General features: G+C 71.9%; 20 protein-coding genes. 8 read left to right on the top strand and 12 right to left on the bottom strand.

Features of this window, described 5'->3' with window-relative positions; translation table 11 throughout:
* Positions 1-34 precede the first annotated feature (34 nt).
* Complete coding sequence (locus tag ACRWK8_RS12830; RefSeq protein ID WP_431870416.1) at positions 35-178, bottom strand: hypothetical protein; 144 nt, start codon at positions 176-178, stop codon at positions 35-37.
* Between the two features lie 113 nt (positions 179-291).
* On the opposite strand from ACRWK8_RS12830, the gene ACRWK8_RS12825 reads away from it, so the two are divergent.
* Positions 292-1554, top strand: coding sequence for an endonuclease/exonuclease/phosphatase family protein (locus ACRWK8_RS12825; RefSeq protein WP_378741442.1), 1263 nt, complete (start codon positions 292-294; stop codon positions 1552-1554).
* A 42-nt stretch (positions 1555-1596) separates the two neighbouring features.
* On the opposite strand, the gene ACRWK8_RS12820 is transcribed toward ACRWK8_RS12825, so the two are convergent.
* The 3 genes from ACRWK8_RS12820 to ACRWK8_RS12810 form a co-directional block, all read right to left on the bottom strand.
* Positions 1597-1920: a chorismate mutase gene (locus ACRWK8_RS12820; protein WP_431870414.1), complete on the bottom strand. Its 324-nt coding sequence runs from the start codon at positions 1918-1920 to the stop codon at positions 1597-1599.
* 254 nt (positions 1921-2174) lie between these two features.
* Positions 2175-2837, bottom strand: a complete 663-nt coding sequence (locus ACRWK8_RS12815) for a PaaI family thioesterase (RefSeq protein WP_378741437.1) — start codon at positions 2835-2837, stop codon at positions 2175-2177.
* A 168-nt stretch (positions 2838-3005) separates the two neighbouring features.
* The gene (locus ACRWK8_RS12810; RefSeq protein WP_378741435.1) at positions 3006-3443 is read right to left on the bottom strand and encodes a GNAT family N-acetyltransferase; all 438 of its coding nucleotides are present in this window, start codon (positions 3441-3443) and stop codon (positions 3006-3008) included.
* 118 nt (positions 3444-3561) lie between these two features.
* Between ACRWK8_RS12810 and ACRWK8_RS12805 the strand changes: the two genes are divergently transcribed.
* From ACRWK8_RS12805 to ACRWK8_RS12795, 3 genes are all read left to right on the top strand, one after another.
* Positions 3562-4416, top strand: coding sequence for an AraC family ligand binding domain-containing protein (locus ACRWK8_RS12805; protein ID WP_431870411.1), 855 nt, complete (start codon positions 3562-3564; stop codon positions 4414-4416).
* A gap of 63 nt (positions 4417-4479) precedes the next feature.
* Positions 4480-5238, top strand: coding sequence for an AzlC family ABC transporter permease (locus ACRWK8_RS12800; protein WP_378741431.1), 759 nt, complete (start codon positions 4480-4482; stop codon positions 5236-5238).
* Positions 5235-5549 (top strand): AzlD domain-containing protein, encoded by a 315-nt coding sequence (locus ACRWK8_RS12795; protein ID WP_431870409.1) that lies wholly within the window; start codon positions 5235-5237, stop codon positions 5547-5549. The genes ACRWK8_RS12800 and ACRWK8_RS12795 overlap by 4 nt, the downstream gene beginning before the upstream one ends.
* A 274-nt stretch (positions 5550-5823) precedes the next feature.
* Here ACRWK8_RS12795 and ACRWK8_RS12790 read toward each other — a convergent pair whose 3' ends face one another.
* Together ACRWK8_RS12790 and tdh are read right to left on the bottom strand one after the other, a co-directional pair.
* Positions 5824-7008 (bottom strand): glycine C-acetyltransferase, encoded by a 1185-nt coding sequence (locus ACRWK8_RS12790; protein ID WP_431870407.1) that lies wholly within the window; start codon positions 7006-7008, stop codon positions 5824-5826.
* A 13-nt stretch (positions 7009-7021) separates the two neighbouring features.
* Positions 7022-8107: an L-threonine 3-dehydrogenase gene (gene tdh / locus ACRWK8_RS12785; protein WP_431870405.1), complete on the bottom strand. Its 1086-nt coding sequence runs from the start codon at positions 8105-8107 to the stop codon at positions 7022-7024.
* An 86-nt stretch (positions 8108-8193) separates the two neighbouring features.
* Here tdh and ACRWK8_RS12780 point away from each other — a divergent pair, with 86 nt between their 5' ends.
* Positions 8194-9159 (top strand): LysR family transcriptional regulator, encoded by a 966-nt coding sequence (locus ACRWK8_RS12780; protein ID WP_431870403.1) that lies wholly within the window; start codon positions 8194-8196, stop codon positions 9157-9159.
* Between the two features lie 191 nt (positions 9160-9350).
* Positions 9351-11027: a thiamine pyrophosphate-dependent enzyme gene (locus tag ACRWK8_RS12775; protein ID WP_378741421.1), complete on the top strand. Its 1677-nt coding sequence runs from the start codon at positions 9351-9353 to the stop codon at positions 11025-11027.
* 33 nt (positions 11028-11060) lie between these two features.
* Here ACRWK8_RS12775 and ACRWK8_RS12770 read toward each other — a convergent pair whose 3' ends face one another.
* Positions 11061-11966: a LysR family transcriptional regulator gene (locus ACRWK8_RS12770; protein ID WP_378741419.1), complete on the bottom strand. Its 906-nt coding sequence runs from the start codon at positions 11964-11966 to the stop codon at positions 11061-11063.
* A gap of 73 nt (positions 11967-12039) precedes the next feature.
* Here ACRWK8_RS12770 and ACRWK8_RS12765 point away from each other — a divergent pair, with 73 nt between their 5' ends.
* Positions 12040-13032, top strand: coding sequence for a DMT family transporter (locus ACRWK8_RS12765; RefSeq protein WP_431870401.1), 993 nt, complete (start codon positions 12040-12042; stop codon positions 13030-13032).
* Positions 13033-13194: 162 nt separating this feature from the next.
* Here ACRWK8_RS12765 and ACRWK8_RS12760 read toward each other — a convergent pair whose 3' ends face one another.
* The 4 genes from ACRWK8_RS12760 to ACRWK8_RS12745 all read right to left on the bottom strand — a co-directional run bounded on the left by ACRWK8_RS12760 (position 13195) and on the right by ACRWK8_RS12745 (position 15549).
* A complete protein-coding gene (locus ACRWK8_RS12760) occupies positions 13195-14121 on the bottom strand; it encodes an RluA family pseudouridine synthase (RefSeq protein WP_431870399.1) in 927 nt (308 codons plus the stop codon).
* A complete protein-coding gene (gene lspA, locus ACRWK8_RS12755; RefSeq protein WP_378741413.1) occupies positions 14118-14696 on the bottom strand; it encodes a signal peptidase II in 579 nt (192 codons plus the stop codon). Before lspA ends, ACRWK8_RS12760 begins: the two co-directional genes overlap by 4 nt.
* A gap of 29 nt (positions 14697-14725) precedes the next feature.
* Complete coding sequence (locus ACRWK8_RS12750; protein WP_378741411.1) at positions 14726-15136, bottom strand: TraR/DksA family transcriptional regulator; 411 nt, start codon at positions 15134-15136, stop codon at positions 14726-14728.
* A gap of 152 nt (positions 15137-15288) precedes the next feature.
* Complete coding sequence (locus ACRWK8_RS12745) at positions 15289-15549, bottom strand: divalent-cation tolerance protein CutA (protein ID WP_378741409.1); 261 nt, start codon at positions 15547-15549, stop codon at positions 15289-15291.
* 363 nt (positions 15550-15912) lie between these two features.
* On the opposite strand from ACRWK8_RS12745, the gene ileS reads away from it, so the two are divergent.
* Complete coding sequence (gene ileS, locus ACRWK8_RS12740) at positions 15913-19113, top strand: isoleucine--tRNA ligase (protein ID WP_378741590.1); 3201 nt, start codon at positions 15913-15915, stop codon at positions 19111-19113.
* 67 nt (positions 19114-19180) lie between these two features.
* Here ileS and ACRWK8_RS12735 read toward each other — a convergent pair whose 3' ends face one another.
* Positions 19181-20818 (bottom strand): hypothetical protein, encoded by a 1638-nt coding sequence (locus tag ACRWK8_RS12735; RefSeq protein WP_431870396.1) that lies wholly within the window; start codon positions 20816-20818, stop codon positions 19181-19183.
* Positions 20819-20872 lie beyond the last annotated feature (54 nt).

Below are 20872 nucleotides of genomic sequence, written 5' to 3'. Positions count from 1 at the left end.
GGTGGTGCGGCTCGACCCTCATCGGACCGGCGGCTCACGCCACACTGGGATCGCCGATCCCGTCACAGGTGCGATCACTGGTGTTGTGGGCGCGGTCGGAGCAGACGTCCTCGGGCATGGGTGCCTCCTCACCGAGATCTCCGGGCCGGGCGCGCCACATGACGTGATGCCGGGACACGGACCATCCGACACCGGTGCACCGCGAGTCGGGTGCTGGTACACCGTCCGGACACGCGCGCCTGTTAACCTCCGGCGGTCGACCCCCCTCCCCCGTTGAGAGGATCCCCTCCCGTGACCACCACGCCGCGCCGGATCGCCTCCACCGCCACGCTGGTGCTGGCCGCCTCCGCGCTGACCGCCCTGCCCTCGTCGGCGGCCGAGTCCCCGTCGGTCCCGACCCCGCCCGGAGCGCACGAGGTGCGCTTCGCCACCTTCAACACCGCGCTGGAGCGCGGTGAGCAGGGCGCCCTCGTCGAGGAGCTGGCCACTCCCGACAGCGAGCAGGCCCGCAACGTCGCAGAGATCATCCAGCACGTGCGTCCCGACGTGCTGCTGGTCAACGAGTTCGACTACGACGAGGAGGGCGCGGGGCCCCGGCTCTTCCAGGACAACTACCTGTCCGTGGGCCAGTCCGGCGCCGCTCCGATCGAGTACCCGTACGTGTACACCGCCCCGGTCAACACGGGTGTGGCCTCGGGCGTGGACCTCAACGGCGACGGCCGGGCGGTGACCGAGCCGGGCGGGCCCGACTACGCCGAGGACGCCTTCGGCTACGGCCTCTTCCCGGGACAGTACGGGATGGTCGTGTACTCGATGTACCCGATCGTCACCGACGAGGTGCGCACGTTCCAGAACTTCCGCTGGGCGGACATGCCGGACGCGTTGCTGCCCACTGACCCGGAGACCGGTGAGCCCTTCTACTCCGAGGAGGCCCTGGAGGTGCTGCGGCTGTCCTCCAAGAGCCACTGGGACGTCCCGATCGACACCGGGCGCGGCCGTCCGGTGCACCTGTTGGCCAGCCACCCGACACCGCCGACCTTCGACGGTCCGGAGCGGCGCAACGTGGCGCGCAACCACGACGAGATCCGCTTCTGGGCGGACTACGTGACCCCGCGCGGCGCCTCGTACGTCTACGACGACCGGGGCGTCCGGGGCGGGCTCGCCCCCGGCTCCCCGTTCGTGATCGCGGGCGACCTCAACGCCGACCCCAACGACGGCGACGGGCACCCCGAGGCGGTGACCCAGCTGTTGGAGCACCGCCACGTCGTGGACGTGCGCCCCTCCAGCCAGGGCGGGCGCGGCGCGGCCCAGCGGCAGGGCGGCGCCAACGAGGACCACGAGGGAGACCCGGAGCTGGACAGCGCCGACTTCAACGACGTGCCCGGCCCGGGCAACCTGCGGGTGGACTACGTCCTGCCGTCGCGGTCGCTGCCCGCACGGGGTTCGGGCGTGTTCTGGCCGACCGTGGACGACCCGCTGTTCCGGCTGACCGGTGACTACCCGTTCCCCAGCTCCGACCACCGTCTGGTGTGGGTGGACCTGCTGCGGCCGTAGCGGTGCGGCGGCGGGCCGGACCCGCCGCCGCCCCCTCACCCGTCAGGCGCCGCCGGAGCCACCGCCGCGGGCCGCCTCCTCCTGGGCGGCGGCCAGACCGGCGCTGATCACGCTGTCCATGATGCCGGCGAGGCGGTCAGCGCCCAGCCGGGGAGCGTGCTCGGCCATACGCTCGACGAGGCGCCGCTCGCGGTCCCTGTCGCGCCCGGCGAAGTATCCGACCGGCTTGAGGCGCTGGACCTGGGCGGCGACCAGGGCGCGGCGTTCGAGGAGTGCGGCGAGCTCGGCGTCCATCTGGTCGATCCGGCCGCGCAGGCGAAGGATCTGCTCGGCGGGGGACGCGGGTTCGCTGTGACGGTCGTGCACGGAGGTCCCTCTCGGGTGTGGATGCGTTCGCGGAGGCGGCGCGGCCGTACGACCCGTCGGGGAAGTGTGGACTGGGACGTCGGCCGCCCGAAAAGACGAAAGAGCACCGGGCGGATGCCCGAGTGCTCTGTTGCCGACGTTCCCGTTTCCGCCTACGTGCGAGCGGCCGACGGGTGCGTCGGCTGGCTAAACACGTCATAGCGGTGGGTCACGGTCGTGATGCTACTACACGCCGAGGGGGCGCGGGGCGCCGCTCACTCGGGGACCTCGACCTGGATCATGAGGCCGTGGGCCTCGGCGGTGACCTGTCCGTGGGCGCGGATCCGACCGGCCACGAAGACCTTGCGGCCCTCGACCCGCTCCACCCAGGAGGTGATCTCCAGGGGAGTGAACAGAGGCGTGGGGCGGCGGTAGTCGATCTCCAGCCGCGCGGTCAGCCCCGGACTGGTCTCGACGGAGGAGACGCTGCCGACGGCCTGGTCGAGCATGGCGGCGATCCAGCCGCCGTGGACCAGGCCGGGCGGACCCTGGTAGACGGTATTGAGGGTGACCTCGGCACGCAGCCCCTCCTCGGTGCGGTCGAGGAAGAGCCTCGGCGCGGCGGGGTTGGTCTCGCCCTCGACGATGTTGGTGATGGTGCCGAGCACGGTGGTGCCGTCGCCCAGCTCCCGTCTGACCATGGTGCCGATCTCGCGGCGGGCGACGTTGAGGCGGTCGGTGAGGCCCTCGACCACGGCGGCGGTCTCGGCCAGGGTGTCGGAGTCGACCTCGGTGTTGGCGACGGCGTCGACGAGGTCGTGGACGCGGGAGACCAACGTGCGCAGCTCGGCGGGGATCGAGTGGGCGTCGACGAGCGGGAGTCCGTAGGCTCGCGGGTCGTCGGGGCTCTCGGTGGCCGTGTGCGTGTTGACCGTCATGTGTTCCTCGTCGGATCGGCGTTCGTGCTCGTCGGCGGCGACGTGCTCGGCACGCCGGTGGGGCCGACATCAAAACCGAATCCTACTCGGTAGTACCCGCAGGGGGCGGCCCGAGGGTGTGCGCTCCCCGTCACACCGGACCGGGAGCACGCACCCCGTCGGGCCCGGTCAACCGAGCTTGTGTTCCATGTGCAGGTGCGGGATCCCGGCGTCCATGAACTCCTCACCGTGGGCGGAGTAGCCCAGCCGCTCGTAGAAGCCCAGCGCGTGCGTCTGCGCGTGCAGCTCCACCCGCTCGAGCCCGGACTCGCGGGCCAGCTCCTCGGCTGCGCGCACCAGAGCGGCGCCGGTCCCCCTCCCCCGTCCGGCGGGCAGGACGGCCATGCGGCCCAGGAGGCCCGACCCGTCGCCCTGGTCCACGAGGCGGACCGTGCCCACGGGGGTTCCGTCCACCAGGGCGAGGAGGAACGCGGCGGTGGAGTCACGCTCGTCCCACTCCTCCTCGATGGGGACCTGCTGTTCGGCGACGAAGACGGCTCCCCGGATCACGAAGACGGCCGCGCGGTCGCGCTCGTCCTCGGCCCGGCGGATCTGTGGCTTGCTCATGGGCGCAGACTATCCGCGCGCCGACACCGCACACCCCCGCGGGCCTGCCTCGACCCGTGGGCGTCGGTCCCCCACCCGGGCTCCGGCGGCCCTCCCCGACCCGTTCTAACCTGGACCTATGGAAATGCCCAGCGACGTCCACCCCACGGTCGAGGACCCGCGCGTGGAACGCGCGCGGTACTGGCGTTTCTCCGGGCTGCCCGACACCGAACTGCTCACCGCCCGCTTCGTCACCACGGCCTTCACCCGGCACACGCACTCCACCTACACCATCGGCATGATCACCGCCGGGATCGAGGAGTACTCACACGCGGGCGGGAGCTCACGGGTGGGGCCGGGAGGGCTGGCCGTGGTGGCCCCGGACGAGGTGCACACCGGGCACGCCGGGGTTCCCGAGGGGTGGGGCTACCGGGTGTTCTACCCCGCACCCGAGGTGGTGGAGGACATCGGACGGGAACTGGGGATGCGCGGCACCCCGGGTTTCACCCACTCCGGCATCCACGCCCCGGAGGTCTCCCGTGTGCTGGTGAGCGCGCACATGGCCGCCGAACGGGGGGAACCGCTCACGGCGTCGTCCCTGGCCCGCAGGGGTATCGCGATGCTGCTGCGCGCACACGGGCGCGAACGCGGGGCCGAGGGCGGGGCGCACACCGCCCGGCCCGAGGTGGCGCTGGCACGGGATCTGCTGACCGAGCGCCTGGTGGACCCGCCGACGCTGGAGGAGCTGGCCACGCACGTGGGGATCGGCCCGTTCTCCCTGGCACGGGCCTTCCGGGCCGCCTACGGACTACCCCCGCACGCCTACCTGAACCAGCAGCGGGTGGACCGGGCCCGGGCCCTGCTGCTCCAGGGCTGGCGGGCGGGCGAGGTGGCCGCGCGGGTGGGCTTCGCCGACCAGTCCCACCTGACCCGGCACTTCCGCCGGCACCTGGGCGTGCCGCCGGTCGCCTACCAACGCGCCCTGCGAGGCTGATCCCCTCGGGGTGCGCAAGAACGTTCAAGACTCCGGGCCGGGCCCCGCCTAGCGTGGGCGCTCGTGAAGACCTTCTCCGTACTCCGTTCGCCAGCGGTGCGGGACAGCCTCGGGATCGGTGTCGCCGTCGGCGCCGCCGGCCTGGCCTTCGGCACCGCGGCCGTGGCCGCCGAACTGTCCCCCGCCCAGGCGGTGTTCCTCAGCCTGTTCATGTTCACCGGCGCCTCGCAGTTCGCCCTGGTCGGGGTGATCGCCGGTGGCGGCAACCTCGTCGCCGGAGCGTTGGGCGCCCTCCTGCTCGGGGCACGCAACACCCTGTACGGGCTGCGGCTGGCCGACGTCCTGGGGTACCGGGGCACCCGCAGGGCGCTGGCCGCGCACGGGGTGATCGACGAGACCACGGCGGTGACGCTGATCCAGCCGGACCGCGCGTCCGCTCGTACGGCGTTCATGACGACCTACCTGGTCCTGGGCGGGTTCTGGGTGACGACGACCCTGGTGGGCGCGCTGGCCACGGACCGCGTGGACGACATCGACGCGTTCGGGCTGGACGCGGTGGGCCCGGCCATCTTCCTGGGACTGCTGTGGCCCCGCCTGCGCGAGGGCGGACCGCGCACCTGGCTGATCGCGGGCCTGGGCGCCGGGCTGGCGCTGGCCACGACCCCGTTCCTGCCGCCGGGGGTTCCGGTGCTCCTGGCGGCCTCCGCCGCCCTCCTGGTGTTCGCGGGTGCCGACGACCGGTCGCGGGGACCCGAGGGCGAGGACCACGTGGAACAGGGGACCTCCGCCGGAGGCACGCGCTCCGAGGAGGGACGGTCATGACCCTGTGGATCGCGCTGATCGCCACCGCCGCCGGGTGCTACCTGCTCAAGTACGCCGGGCTGGGGGCCCCGCGTCGCCTGCTGGACAACCCGTGGCTTCGCCGTTTCGCCATGGCCGTCCCCCTCGCCCTGCTGGCCGCGCTGATCACCGTCCAGGCCCTGGGCGACGGCCAGGCACTGCACTGGGACACCGCCCGCATGGCCGGGGTGGGCGCCGCCGTGCTCGCCCTGGTGCTGCGCGCGCCGTTCCTGTTGGTCGTCGTCGCCGCGGCCGGAACCACGGCCGCCCTGCGCGCCCTCGGAGTGGCCTAGGGCGTGTTCCGTGGATCATTCCGGGCTCGCGACCACCAGGCTGCCTCTCGCCGCGCCGATGAAGCTCGGACAGCCAACCCCGGGCGGGCCCCCGCTGTGCGAAGCTGCGGAGCCTGCGTAGCAGCGCACAGTAGGGGCAGCTTCACTCATCGTCTTGCGAGAGATTGCCTGGCGGCCGCTCGCATTGATCGGCGCGAGCGCCGAGTCAACCGAAAGCATCCACGGAACACGCCCTGGGCGCCCCCCGGAACGTCTCCGGGGGGCCGCCTCAGCGTCAGTCCGTCGAGTCGGCCGCGCCGAGTTCGTCCCGGACCTGCGCGAACGCCGCCACCGCCGCGCGGACGTCGTCCTCGCTGTGGGCCGCCGACAGCTGGACCCGGATACGGGCACGCCCCATGGGGACCACGGGATAGGAGAACGCCGTCACGTACACGCCCTTCTCCAGGAGGGCGGACGCCATCCTGGCCGCCTGGGCGGCGTCCCCGATCATCACGGGCACGATCGGGTGCTCGCCGTCCAGGACGTCGAAGCCCGCGGCGGTGATCGACTCCCGGAACAGCGCGGCGTTCCGGTTCAGCCGCGTCCTGAGGTCGTCGGCCTCGGAGAGCATGTCGAGCACGCGCAGGGAGGCACCGACGATCATCGGGGCGAGCGAGTTGGAGAAGAGGTACGGGCGCGACCGCTGCCGGAGGATCTCCACGATCTCGGCGTGTCCGGCCACGTACCCGCCGCTGGCGCCGCCGAGCGCCTTCCCGAGCGTTCCGGTCACGATGTCCACGCGGTCCTGGACGCCGAACAGCTCCGGCGTTCCCTGGCCGTTCGGCCCGACGAACCCGACGGCGTGGGAGTCGTCCACCATGACGAGCGCGTCGTGGCGCTCCGCCAGGTCGCAGATCTCGTCGAGCGGGGCGAGGTAGCCGTCCATCGAGAACACGCCGTCGGTGACGATGAGGCGGTGGCGCGCGTCCGCGGCCGCGATGAGCTGCTTCTCCAGGTCGACCATGTCCCGGTTCTTGTACCGGAACCTGGCCGCCTTGCTCAACCGGATGCCGTCGATGATGCTCGCGTGGTTCAGCTCGTCGGAGATCACCGCGTCCTCGGCGCTCAGGAGCGTCTCGAAGACGCCGCCGTTCGCGTCGAAGCACGAGCTGTACAGGATGGTGTCGTCGACCCGGAGGAACTCCGAGAGCCGTCGCTCCAGTCGCGCGTGCAGGTCCTGGGTCCCGCAGATGAACCGCACCGAGGCCATCCCGAAACCCGACTCGTCGAGCGCCCGCTTGGCGGCCTCGATCAGGTCGGGGTGGTCGGCGAGGCCCAGGTAGTTGTTCGAGCAGAAGTTGAGGACGGAGTCGTCACCGACGCTGATCCGCGCGGACTGGGGGCCGCTGATCAGCCGCTGGTCCTTGAAGAGCCCCGCCTCCCGGATGTCCTCGATTTCCCGCGTGAGATGGTCGCGCATCGCTGAGTACACGTCACTCCCCTACTGATTGCTGATCGTCGTTGTGGGCGGCCCCCGGCTGGGGGATCACCGGCGTGGTCCAGTCGAGCACGACCTTCCCGCACGCGCCGGTCGCGGCGACCTCGAACGCTTCCTCGTGCTGTTCGTAGCCGAACCGGTGGGTGATGACCGGGCTGATGTCGAGACCGTTCTCGAGCAGGACGGACATCGCGTACCAGGTGTCGAACATCTCCCGCCCGTAGATTCCCTTGAGCGTGAGCATCCGGGTCACCACGGTCGCGAGGTCGACGGAGACGTCGTCGGACGGCAGGCCGAGGACCGCGATACGACCGCCGGGGCTCATGCTGGAGATCGCCGAGGCGAGCGCCCTGGGCTGCCCCGACATCTCGAACGCGACGTCGAAGCCCTCCTTCATGTTGTTCGCCGACATGACGTCGGCCAGGTCCTCCCGTGAGACGTCCACGGCGATCGTCGCTCCCATGTCCCGGGCCAGCCCGAGGCGGTACGGGCTCAGGTCGGTCACGACGACGCTGCGCGCCCCCGCGTGGCGCGCGGTCGCCGCGGCCATGATCCCGATGGGGCCAGCCCCGGTGACCAGGACGTCCTCGTTCATGACGGGGAAGGACAGCGCCGTGTGCACGGCGTTGCCGAAGGGGTCGAAGATGGCGGCGACGTCGAGGTCGATCGGGATGCGGTGCACCCAGACGTTCGGCTCGGGGAGCACGACGTAGTCGGCGAACGCGCCGTTCGTGTTCACCCCCAGGCCGATCGTGCGGATGCACAGGTGGCGGCGGCCGGCTCGACAGTTGCGGCACTTGCCGCACACCAGGTGGCCCTCGCCGCTCACCAGGTCGCCGACCTTCACGTCGCTCACACCACCGCCGACGTCGACGACCTCACCGACGAACTCGTGTCCGAGCACGAGCGGCGGCTCGATCACGGACTCTGCCCAGTGGTCCCAGGCTCTGATGTGGAGGTCGGTCCCGCAGATTCCCGTGCGCAGGACCCTGATGAGCACCTCGCCGCGACCTATCTCGGGGTTCTTGACGTCCGCCAAGGTCAGCCCGGGTTCGCCGCGGAGTTTCGAAAGAGCCTTCATGACCCCGATCATCACGTACCGGATATCATTAAGTCCATCACGAAGACCTGTAGAGAACCTTCAAGCTTTGCTTCAAAGGAGATCGCGTGATCGACCCGCGCCGCCTGCGCGTTCTCCAGGCAGTCGCACTCCACGGCACGGTCACCGCCGCGGCGCGGTCGCTCTACCTGTCACCGTCGGCGGTGTCGCAGCAGCTGTCGGCGCTGGAGCGCGAGGTCGGCCTCGACCTCTTCGAACGCCACGGTCGCAACATCCGGCTGACCTCCCTGGGAACGGTCCTCGCGGGTTACGCCGTGCAGGTGTCAGCGATCCTGGAGCAGGCCGAGGCCGACCTGGCCGCGTCCGCGATCGGAGAGGTCGGCACGGTGAGTATCGCCGCCTTCCCGTCCGCGATCATCGAGGTCGTGGCACCCGCCCTCCGCGCGCTCCGGACCTCCGCTCCGCATCTGCGCGCGCACGTCACGGACGCGGAGGGCGCGGCGGCGCAGCGGCTCCTCGCGGAGGGTCACGTCGACGTCTCACTGTCCGTGGACTATCCCGAGGCGACGGTCTCGACCGTCCAGGAGTTCAGCCACGCCCGTCTGTACTCGGAGCCGTTGGACGCGCTGGTGCCCTCGGACAGCGACCTGGCCGCCAGCGCCCAGGTGTCACTGTCACGCCTGGCGGGCGAGGTGTGGATCACGCCGCTCCCGGGCAACCCCATCCACGACCTCACGCTCCTCGCGTGCCAGCAGGCGGGCTTCCAGCCGCGCGTCGAGTCGGTCTCGAACGACTTCCGCGCGGTCAGCGCGCTCGTGGGCGCAGGCCTCGGCATCGCGCTCGCCCCGCGGTCGGCGATAGCCGCCGTCGACCTGCCAGGCGTCAGCGTCGTCCCCCTGAGGGGACGACCGCCGAGGAGGCACGTGTTCGTCTCCGTGCGCCGTGGAACCGAGGGGCACCCCCTGGTGAACGCCGTCCTCAACGAACTGCACGACCACGCCAGCGCCCTCGAACCGCGCAGGGGCCGGTCGGCGGCACGGCACCTCGAACACGAGGGCGGGGGCCCCGCCTGACCGTTCGGACCACCGGGCACGCACCGGCGCGGGCGGGTTGGGACGGCTCGGGTGGAGTTGTCCACAGGCCGCGGCGCCCGGCCTTGACCGGCTCTGGGCCGCCTGCCAGAGTCAGCCGCATGTGTTCCGGGCCACACCCCTGCCCCGGGGCGCGCTGAGTGGACCTTGCGACGATGGAAGGACCCGCCTCCATGGCCCCTGCCGACCCACGTCCCCCCGCCGACACCGCCGCGCACGCGACGGTGTCGGTCCTGGCCGCCGCCGGGATCAGACGGTGCTACACCGTCCCAGGAGAGAGCTTCCTCGAACTGGCCGACGCCATCGACCAGCACCCGGAGATGGCCCTCGTCTCCACCCGGCACGAGGGCGGCGCCGCCTTCATGGCCGAGGCCGAGGCCAAGCTCACCGGTGTCCCCGCCGTGGCCGCCGCCACCCGGGGCCCCGGCGCGGCCAACCTGGCGGTGGGCGTGCACACCGCTATGCAGGACTCCACCCCGATGATCGTCTTCCTGGGACAGGCCGAGACCGAGCACCTGGGCCGGGAGGCCTTCCAGGAGGTGGACCTGACCGCCTTCTACGCGCCCATCACCAAGTGGTCGACCACCGTGCACCGGGCGGACCGGTTGGCGGAGGTGACCGCGCGCGCGGTCCGGATCGCCACCACCGGGCGGCCGGGCCCGGTGGCCATCGCCGTTCCGGGAGACCTCTTCGGGCAGAGGGTCGGCGCACCGCCCGCTCCGCGGGCCCCGCTGGTCCCCCGGCCGCCGCTGGGCGAGGGCGACCGCGACCGACTGGCCGCCTGGCTGGCCCGGGCGGTGCGCCCGGTGATCATCGCGGGCGGCGGGGCACGGGCCGCGCGCGAGGACCTCGTGCGCGTGGCCGAGCGGTACAGCGCCGGGGTGTACGCCGCCTGGCGCCGCCAGGACGTCTTCCCCAACGACCACCCGCTCTACCTCGGGCACCTGGGGCTGGGGGCGCCCAGCGCGGTGCTGGGCGCCCTCGCGGACGCCGACGCGGTCCTGGTGGTGGGCTGCCGGATGAGTGAGACCACCACCCAGGGGTACCGGCTGCCCGAGTCGGACGGCCGCACCAGGGTGGCGCAGATCGACATCGACCCCGCGCAGGTGGGCGCTACCAAGGACGTGTGGCTCGGCGCGGTGGCCGACTCCGGCGAGGCGCTGCGCGCCCTGGCGGAGGCCCCGGTCAAGGTGCCCTACCGGGACTGGAGCGCGGCACGCCGACTCTGGGTGGAGAGCGCCACCGTCCCACCGGAGGCCGAACGGCACAGCGGACCGCGCATGCACCCGTGGTCGGTGATCGCGGGCATGCGCGAGGCCCTGCCCGAGGACGCCCTGATCACCAACGACGCGGGCAACTTCGCCTCCTTCCTGCACCGGGGCTGGTGGTACCGGCACGCGGACACCCAGCTGGCGCCGACCAGCGGAGCCATGGGCTACGCGGTGCCCGCCGCCGTGGCCGCCAAGCTCGCCGCCCCCGGGCGGACGGTGGTGGCGGTGGCCGGGGACGGCGGCGCTTTGATGACCGGGCAGGAGCTGGAGACGGCGGTGCGCCACGGCGCTGCGATCACGGTGGTGGTGTTCCAGAACGGGCTCTACGGCACGATCGCCATGCACCAGGCCCGCGAGCTGGGCAGACTCGCGGGGACGGAGATCAGCGGCCCCCTGGACCTGGCCGGGTACGCCCGCGCGTTGGGGGCCCGGGGCGCCACCGTGCACACCCGTGAGGAGCTGGAGAAGGCCCTGTCCGAGGCCGTGGGCGCGGACCTGCCCACCCTGGTGGACGTGCGCACCGATCCGGAGGTGATCAGCCCGACCGCCACCATGACGGACCTGCTCGGCGACGCCTGAGCGGTGGGGCGTCCCGCGGGCCGCCCCACCGGTTCAGTCCGCGTAGGCCGCGGCCGCCTCGCGCAGGGCCCTGACCACGGCCCTGATGGCCGGGCGCCGGGAGGCGTCGGTACGCCAGAACACGTAGACCTGGCGGACCATCGCGGGCTGCACCGGGACCACCGTCACCCCCTCGGGCACGGGGCCCCGGCCCAGGCGCGGCATGACGGCGGCGCCGATCCCCGCGGCGATCAGGGCCAGCTTGGTCTGGTGCTCCTCCACGGAGTGGATGACGTGGGGTTCGGCCCCGCGCCCCCGGATGATGTCGTGCAGCCAGTCGTCGCAGATGGACCCCTTGGTCCAGCTGATCCACGGCAGGTCCAGGATCTCGTCAAGCTCCAGGATCTCCCGATGGGCCAGGGGGTGGTCCGAGGGCAGCGCGATGTCACCGACGTCCTCCATGAGGGAGGCGCGCGTCATCCCCTGGGGCAGTTGCAGGGGCGCCCCCATCCAGTCCACGACCAGGGCCAGGTCGGCGTCGCCGCGCGCCATGGCCGGGACGCTCTCCTGCGGTTCGTCCTCGTGCAGTTCCACCCTGAGACCCGGGTGGGCCTCACGCAGGGCGGGAAGGGCGGCGGGCAGCAGTCCACGCACGGCCGTGGGGGTGGCGGACAGGCGCAGGTGGCCGGTGACCTCGCCCCGGTGGGCCTCCAGGTCGGCCTCGGCGCGGTGGACCAGGCTCAGGATGCGGGAGGTGTGTTCCACGAGGAGCTCGGCGGCGTCCGTGAGGCGCACGCCCCGCCCGTTGCGCTCGACCAGGGGTTGGCCGACCTCGCGTTCGAGCTTGGTCAGCTGCTGTGAGACGGCGGAGTTGGTGACGTGCAGGGCCTGGGAGGCCGCGCTGAGGGACCCGTGGGCGGCGATGGCGTGCAGGACCCGGAGGCGGTCGACACTGAGCATGTAAGCAACGCTAAGCCATGGGTTTAGAGATACGAAGTAGACCTAAGGGATCGTGCACAGATAGAAACATCCCATGTCCACTCTTCCCGACGCCGTCGCCTCCGTCCCGTCGGCCGTCGCACCCCGACGAACCCCGCTCCTGAACTGGCGTGCCAAGTTCGTGCTGCTCGCGCTCATCTGGGGCATGAGCTTCGTCCTCCTCCGGGTCGGCGCGGAGGTCCTCGCCCCGCTCCAGCTCGCCCTGGGCCGCATGGGTACCGGGGCCCTGGCCCTGCTCGCGATCCTGTTCCTGACCCGTGGACGACTCCCCTCCTCACCCCGGCTGTGGGGACACGTGTTCGTGGCCGCCCTGCTGCTGAACACCGTCCCGTTCACCCTGTTCGGGTACGCGGCCCAGCTCATCCCCTCCGCACTCATGGGCATCGTCAACGCCGCCACCCCGCTCTTCGGCGTGGTGTTCGCCATGCTGATCCTCACCGACGAACGACCCGACCGGACCCGCCTCCTCGGCCTGGGCATCGGCTTCCTCGGGGTCCTCACCGTCTTCGGCGTCTGGAACTCCCTGGGCCGCGTCGACGCCTCCGACGAGGAGGCTCTGCTCGGCATGCTCCTGGTGGTGGGCGCCACCGTCTGCTACGGGATCGGCACCCCCTACCTGCGCCGGTTCGTGGCGGGAAGCCCGCACACGGCGCTGGAGTTGAGCTCGCTCCAGATGCTGCTGGGAACCCTGCCCCTGCTGGTGCTGGCTCCGCTGTTCACCGGGGTCCCCACCGAGCTCACCTGGCGGGCCGCCCTCGCCGTGACCGCCCTGGGCGTGTTCGGCACCGGGTTCGCCTACATCCTCAACTACGCGATCGTCCGGGCCGCGGGCGCGACGGTGGCCACCACCGTCACCTACGTCGTCCCGGTGGTCGCCGTCACCGCCGGAGTCCTGCTGCTCGGTGAGACCCTGACCTGGAACCAGCCGCTGGGGGCCCTCGTGATCATCCTCGGCGCGGCGCTGTGCCAGCGGGTCCTGCACGTCCGCCGCCCGGCCCCGGTGGGGCAGGACGGCGGAGGGGCCTGACGAGGGGCGGGGGCCGGGGCCCACGCTGTGCGAGGCCGCGGAGCTCACGTAGCGGCGCGCAGGAGGGGCGGCCTCGCTCCTGGTCTCGCGAGAGATCGCCCGGATGGCCGCTGGCCTCAACGGTGGCTCCGCCGCCATCGGCGAAGCCCCGAGAGACACGGCCTAGTCCTCGCGGAGCAGCTCCACGGCGGCGCTCAGGTCGTCGGGGTAGGGGCTCGAGAACTCCACCGGGCGGTGCTCGGTGGGGTGGTCGAAGCCCAGACGCACCGCGTGCAGCCACTGCCTCCTGACCCCCAGCCGTTCGGCGAGGGTCGGGTCGGCGCCGTACAGGTGGTCACCCACGCACGGGTGGCGCAGCGCGGCCATGTGCACCCGGATCTGGTGGGTGCGGCCCGTCTCCAGCTTGATCTCCAGCAGGCTCGCGGCCCGGAAGGCCTCCTGGGTGTCGTAGTGCGTCACCGAGGGGCGCCCGCCCGCGACCACGGCCCAGCGTCCGTCACCGGCCGGGTGTCGGTCGATCGGGGCGTCGACCGTGCCGCGCAGCGGGTCGGGGTGTCCCTGGACCAGCGTGTGGTAGCGCTTGTCCACGGTGCGCTCCTTGAACGCCCGCTTGAGCACGCTGTAGGCGGTCTCGCTCTTCGCCACGACCATCAGGCCGGTGGTGTTCGCGTCCAGCCGGTGCACGATGCCCTGGCGCTCGGCGGCGCCGCTGGTGGCCAGCTGCACGCCGGAGGCCAGCAGACCCTCCAGCACGCTGGGGCCGGTCCAGCCGACCGTGGGGTGCGCGACCACGCCCACCGGCTTGTCCACCACGATGATGTCCGCGTCCTCGTGCACGATCCGCATGCCCGGGACCGCCTCGGCCCGGGGCACCGGGGCGGTGGGCGGCGGCGGGAGGGTGACCTCCAGCCAGGCACCGGCACTCACCCGGTCGGACTTGGCCGCCTCGGCGCCGTCGAGGAGGACCCCGCCGTCCCCGATGATCTCGGCCGCGCGGGTCCGGGAGAGCCCGAACATCCGCGCGATGGCGGCGTCGAGCCGGTCGCCCTCGAGCCCGTCAGGGACGGGCAGGCTCCGGGTGTCGCTCATGCGCCCTTCCCTTCGTCGTTGTCGTCGTTGTCCTTCGCAGCGCCCTCGTCGGGCCCGGCACCCTCGTCCTCGGCCCTCGTCCCGTCCAGGTTGAGCCCCTTGAACGTGAGCGCCACCACCAGGCAGGCCCCGACCACCACGCAGGAGTCGGCCACGTTGAAGACCGGGAAGGTCCCGACGCTGATGAAGTCGACGACAGCGCCCGTCCCGGGCGTCTCGCCCCGGAAGTAGCGGTCGACGAGGTTTCCGGCGGCGCCGCCCATCATCAGGCCGAGCGTCGCGCCCCACCACAGGCTGCGCACACGCCAGCCGATCCAGGCGATCGCGAGGACCACGACGGTGGCGATGGCGGTGAACACCCACGTGTAGCCGGTACCGAGCGAGAACGCGGCACCGGTGTTGTAGACCAGGGTGAACTGGACGAATTCGCCGACGACGTCGAGCCGCTCGCCCGGGGAGAAGGCGGCCAGCACCCACTCCTTGGTGAGGAAGTCGACGACGATCGCGGTGAGCGCGACCACCAACAGGAGTACGTACCTGCGCGGCCGGGCAACGGTGTTGTCGGTCGTGGTCATGTTGCTGTCCCCGGAGGGCTCTACCTCAGTCAGCGACGCTCCTCGCGCTGTTTGCAGGTGACGCACAGGGTGGCGCGCGGAAAGGCCTGTAGACGCGCCTTACCGATGGCCTGGCCGCATGACTCACAGACCCCGTAGGTCCCCGCGTCCATCCGTTCGATCGCCCGCTCGCTCTTGGCGAGCAGGTCACGAGTATTGTAGGCCAACGCCAGATCGTGTTCGCGCTGGAAGGTCTTGGCCCCGACGTCGGCGGGGTCGTCCCCCGCGCCCTCGACCGGATCGGTGAGCCGCTCCGCGAGCTCCTTCTCGCCGTCCCGCAGTTCCTCGCGCTGGGCCGCGATCTCGCCCTCCAGCTGCTTCCGGACCTCCGCGAGCTCCCCCGACGTCCAGGGCTCCTCGCCCGGTCGCACCGGCAGCGCCGCCGCCTCGGTGGCCTTCATCGCACTCCCCCTCCACGTGCACCACGGCCTCCGCACCCCACCTGAACTGGGGTTCTCCCCTTCGGAACGGCCGTGAGTGGTGCCGTGAGCCTAGGCAATACCCCGGCCCATGGCAACGATCCCGACGGTGCGGTGCGGGAGGTCGGCGCGGCTCACTCGGCCACGGCGAACCCGCCGTAGTCCTCAGCGAGCAGCAGCAGGTGGGGCTCGTCGAAAACCGCCGAGCCGCCGTGCGGTCCGGTCAGCACCTCGATCACCCAGTCGACGTCCTCGGCGTCGTCCTCCCCCGCGAGCATGTCCCGGTACACCCGGCACGGCTCGTAGCCCTGCTCCAGCAGCTGCTCCGCGAGCTCCTCCGCGTCGTCGCGGTCGGGCAGGGTCACCAGTACCGCGCCCCGTGTCCGCTCCGCCATGGCCGCACCCCCACCTAAAGCGCGGCGCGCCTGGCCGCACTGCGTTATCCTGAAGTCGTGTCGATGGGGACGAGTAACGCTGGCCCCGACCGGACGGACACAGCCTAGAGGGGGCTGGACCGCCCAAGCGACCCGGGGACGGTGCGAGCCCGGGGGCAACGACCAGCGCGAAGATCACCCCGGAGCCGCCGGAAGAACGGGCCGCGCACAGCGCGCACCCCAGTAGAACCGGCACGAACCCAACGAAGTGGGACCCGCCACCGACCGCCCAGCGGACTCGGACGCGGCTCCAAGGAGGGTGGTACCGCGGGGCTCGGCCTCGTCCCTCCGTCAGGAACACCCCTGATGGAGAAAGGTACGACGGTGACCGACGACCCCCGGCCCGAATCCCGCGCGCTGCCCCAGCTGCCCGCTCAGATCGACCTGCCCGCGACGGAGCGCGAGATCCTCGGCCGCTGGTCGAAGGAGAACGTCTTCCAGCGCTCGCTCGACCAGACGCGCGGCAACGAGAACTGGGTCTTCTACGAGGGCCCGCCCACCGCGAACGGCCAGCCCGGCGTGCACCACGTCGAGGCCCGCGCCTTCAAGGACGTCTTCCCGCGCTTTCGCACCATGCGTGGCTACCACGTGGACCGCAAGGCGGGCTGGGACTGCCACGGCCTGCCGGTCGAGGTCGCCGTGGAGAAGGAACTCGGCCTGAGCGGCAAGAAGGACATCGAGGCCTTCGGCATCGCCGAGTTCAACCAGCGCTGCCGCGAGTCCGTCCTGCGCAACGTCGACGCGTTCACCTCCATGACCGAGCGCATGGGCTACTGGGTCAACATGGACGACGCCTACCGCACCATGGACCCGCAGTACGTGGAGTCCGTCTGGTGGGCGCTCAAGCAGATCTGGGACCGGGAGCTGCTGGTCCGCGACTACCGGATCAGCCCCTACTGCCCCCGCTGCGGCACGACGCTCTCCGACCACGAGCTGGCGCAGGGCTACGAGACCGTCACCGACCCGTCGGTGTACGTGCGCTTCCCCGTCACCTCGGGGCCGCTGGCCGCTCCCGAGCACCCGACCTCGCTGCTGGTGTGGACCACGACCCCGTGGACCCTGGTGTCCAACACCGCCGTGGCCGTGCACCCGGACGTCCGGTACGTGGTGGCCACCAACGGCGACGAGCGGCTCGTGGTCGCGGAGCCGCTGTTCGAGAAGGTCCTCGGAGAGGGCTGGGAGCTCACCGGTGAGAGCTTCGAGGGGGACGAGATGGAGCGGTGGACCTACCAGCGCCCCTTCGACCTCGTGCCCTTCGACGAGCCCGCGCACTACGTGGTGCTCGCGGACTACGTCACCGTCGAGGACGGCACCGGTCTGGTCCACCAGTCCCCCGCCTTCGGCGCCGACGACATGCTGGTCTGCCGCTCCTACGGCCTGCCCGTGGTCAACCCGGTCCGCCCGGACGGCACCTTCGAGGCCGACCTCCCCCTCGTGGGCGGCGTGTTCTTCAAGGAGGCCGACAAGACGCTGGTCCGCGACCTCAAGGACCGCGGCCTGCTCTTCCGCCACCTGAACTACGAGCACTCCTACCCGCACTGCTGGCGCTGCCACACCGCGCTGCTCTACTACGCGGTCCCGTCCTGGTACATCCGCACCACCGCCGTCAAGGACGAGCTCCTCGCGCAGAACGACCGCACCAACTGGGTGCCGGAGAACGTCAAGGAGGGCCGCTTCGGGGAGTGGCTGCGCGGCAACGTCGACTGGGCGCTGTCCCGCAACCGCTACTGGGGCACGCCGCTGCCGATCTGGGAGTTCCCCGACGGCCGCCAGATCTGCGTGGGCTCCCTGGAGGAGCTGAGCGAGCTCAGCGGCCAGGACCTGTCCAACCTGGACCCGCACCGGCCCTACGTCGACGACATCGTCATCCCCGACCCCGACGCGGACCCGTCACTGCCCGAGGAGCAGCGGGTGGCCCGCCGCGTTCCCGAGGTCATCGACGCCTGGTTCGACTCCGGCTCCATGCCGTTCGCCCAGTGGGGCGCGCCGCACCAGAACAAGGAGACCTTCGAGGAGAACTTCCCCGCGCAGTACATCTCCGAGGCCATCGACCAGACCCGCGGCTGGTTCTACTCGCTGCTCGCGGTGAGCACCCTGGTGTTCGGCCGCAACTCGTTCGAGAACGTGGTCGTGCTCGGCCACATCCTCGCCGAGGACGGCCGCAAGATGAGCAAGCACCTGGGCAACGTCATGGAGCCCATCGCGGTGATGGACCGGCACGGCGCCGACGCCCTGCGCTGGTTCATGCTGGCCAGCGGCTCGCCGTGGACGGCCCGCCGGGTCGGCCACGCCGCCCTTGAGGAGATCGTCCGGAAGGTGCTGCTGACCTACTACAGCACCACGTCGTTCCTCACCCTCTACGCCAACGCCGGTGAGGGCTGGGACCACTCGAAGCTGGCCGACGCGCCCGCCCCGCAGGACCGGCCGGTGCTGGACCGCTGGCTGCTGTCGGAGCTGAACGAGGTCGTCCGGGACGTCACGAAGGCGATGGAGGAGTTCGACACGACCGGGGCCGGGCGACGCCTGACCGCGTTCGTGGACGACGTCTCCAACTGGTACGTCCGCCGTTCCCGCCGCCGGTTCTGGGGCGGAGCCGACACTCCCGAGGGCGCGGCCGCCTTCGCGACGCTGTTCGAGGCCCTGGAGACCGTCACCCTGCTGATGGCTCCGATCGTCCCCTTCCTGACCGATCACGTGTGGTCGGCGCTGCGCCGCCCGGAGGCCGCCGAATCGGTGCACCTGGCCTCCTGGCCGCAGGTGAACGAGGACCTGATCGACGCCGAGCTGTCCAGGAACATGGCGCTCACCCGCCGTCTGGTGGAGCTGGGCCGGTCCGCGCGGGTCGACTCCGCGATGCGTACCCGTCAGCCGCTGGCCCGCGCCCTGGTGGGCGCTCCGGGCTTCTCGGACCTGCCGGAGCAGCTGCGCGCCCAGGTGGCCGAGGAACTCAACGTGGCCGGGCTGGACGCGCTGTCGTCGGTCGGCGGCGACCTCGTGGACTACGTGGTCAAGCCGAACTTCCGCGCACTGGGCAAGCGGTTCGCCAAGCGGACGCCGCTGGTGGCCAAGGCCATCCAGGCCGCCGACCCGGCCGCCCTGGTCGCGCAGGTCCGTGACACCGGCTGGGCGCAGGTGCGGGTCGAGGACGAGCCGGTCGAGGTCAACGCCGACGAGGTGCTGGTGACCGAGCAGCCCCGCGAGGGCTGGGCGGTGGCCTCCGAGGGCGGTGAGACCGTGGCCCTGGACCTGGAGCTGACCCCGGAGCTGCGTCGCGCGGGTCTGGCCCGCGAGATGGTCCGGATGCTCCAGGAGGCCCGGAAGAACAGCGGCCTGGACGTGTCCGACCGGATCCACGTGTGGTGGTCGACGGGCGACGAGTCGATCCGTCAGGCGCTCACCGAGCACGGTCAGCTGATCGCCGGTGAGGTGCTCGCCGACGCCTTCGTGGCCGGTACGTCCGAGGACGCGCCGCACTCGGCCGAGTCGGAGGAGTTCGACGTGGTCTTCGGCTTCCGCCGCGCCTGACCCGTCACGTCCCAGGGACGGCGAAGGGCCCCGCTCGCGCTGAGCGGGGCCCTCTCGTGTTCAGGGGTCAGGCGCTGTAGGAGGGGTTGCTCTCCTTGGCGCTCTCGGAGTCCTCGGCCCGGTCCTCGGTGGGTGCGGAGCTCCCGGCGTCCTCGAACGCGGGGGTCTCGGTCGGGGCGGCCTCGTCGGACCCGTGGCGAACCGGTTCGGTCACGCTCTCCCGGGTCTCGTCCGGAAGGGCGTTCGGTTCCTCGGGAACGTCGGTGTCCTCGGCCCGGGTGTCCTCGCCGGGCTCGACCTCTTCGGCGTGAGGCTTCTCCGAGAACGGAGGCCCCTCGTCGGGGGCCGTGGCCCGGTCTGCCGGGGCGTCCCCATCGGGACCACCGTCGACCGGCTCCACCTCCTGAGGGCCCTCGGGGATCGAGGCGTCCTTCTCGGAGTCCGTGTCCTGGTCGTCCGGGGCGTCCTCGACCGGAGCGATCTCGTCACCGTGGAGCGTCTCCGGGGATCTTCGGTCATCCTCCGAGACAGCGTCCTGGTCGTCCCGGACGGCCTCACCGGACGGTCCGTCGACCGGAGCGATCTCGTCACCGTGGAGCGTCTCCGGGGATCTTCGGTCATCCTCCGAGACAGCGTCCTGGTCGTCCCGGACGGCCTCACCGGACGGTCCGTCGACCGGCTCGATCCCGTGAGGGGCCTCCGGGGACACGTGTTCCTCCGCCGGGACAGCGTCCTGGCCGTCCTGGGTGTCCTCACCGGACGGTCCGTGGACCGTCTCGTCCTGACGGGCCGCCTCCGTCGGGGCCGTCTCCCCGGCCTCGGTGTCCTGATCGGGCTCGGGGGCATTGTCCGGCGTGTCGAGGAGGGCCGCGTAGGCGACGGCCTCCTCGTCGTCCACGGGGGCCGCGTCCTCGCGGACCCGCTCCTGCGCCGACGCCTCGTCGCTCTCGGGAGGCGACGGTTCCTCCCTGGCGGTGGTCTCTTCCGTCGCGGTCCTCTCGACCGCCTCCCGCTCGGGCTCCGTGGCGGGCTCGGCCTCGGCCACGGCCTCCGGGGGGTGCTCCTCCGCGACCACGGGTTCCGGCGCCGCCTCGACCTCGGTCGGGTCCGGCGCGTCCTCGTGGAGCGCCTCCGGCTCGGGGGGCCTCTCGTCCCGCGGGGACACGTCCGATCCGTCGGGTTCGGGGACGGTCTCGGCTCTCTCGGAGTCCTCTGCCGACTGCGGCGCCGTCTCCGGCTCGACGGCCGGCTCCGGCCAGCTCCCCATGGTGGGGGTCTGCCAGCGGGGAACCTCGAACTCCGCTTCCTCCTCGTTCTCCTCGGCCGCCGCGACACGCGGCTCGCCGGGCTCGTGCCCCGGGGGCACGGGGGGCTCCGTGACGGCGGATTCCCGCACCGGCTGCGGAGCCGGTGCGGGTACGCGCCTGGAGTGCTCCGGTTCCCACTGTGTGACCGGTACCGTGTCGGCCGCCGTCGCGGCGGCCACCACGGGGACGGACGACTTCCCCAAACCGTCCGTCCGTGCCGTGTCCGATCCGCTCCCACCGAACCGTCCCTGGACCAGCGCGCCCAACAACAGGAGGACGCTCAAGCCGCCGAGTCCCAGGGCGATGTACACCAGGGTGGGCTCAGCGAGCACCAGGGCTGCCGCGATGACGACGAGGGCCGCCAGTACCGCCACGGTGGCGAGGAGGCTAAGGATCACGGGTCGACCAGGGCCTTTACACGTGTGGAGCCGGAGTTTTCAGTTGTTCGGAGC

Origin of the sequence: Nocardiopsis eucommiae, assembly GCF_965344335.1 — a bacterium.
In the GTDB taxonomy this organism is placed as follows: Bacteria; Actinomycetota; Actinomycetes; order Streptosporangiales; family Streptosporangiaceae; genus Nocardiopsis; species Nocardiopsis eucommiae.
Note: the sequence above shows the minus strand (reverse complement) of the source record. Positions and strands in the feature narration are given on the sequence as shown.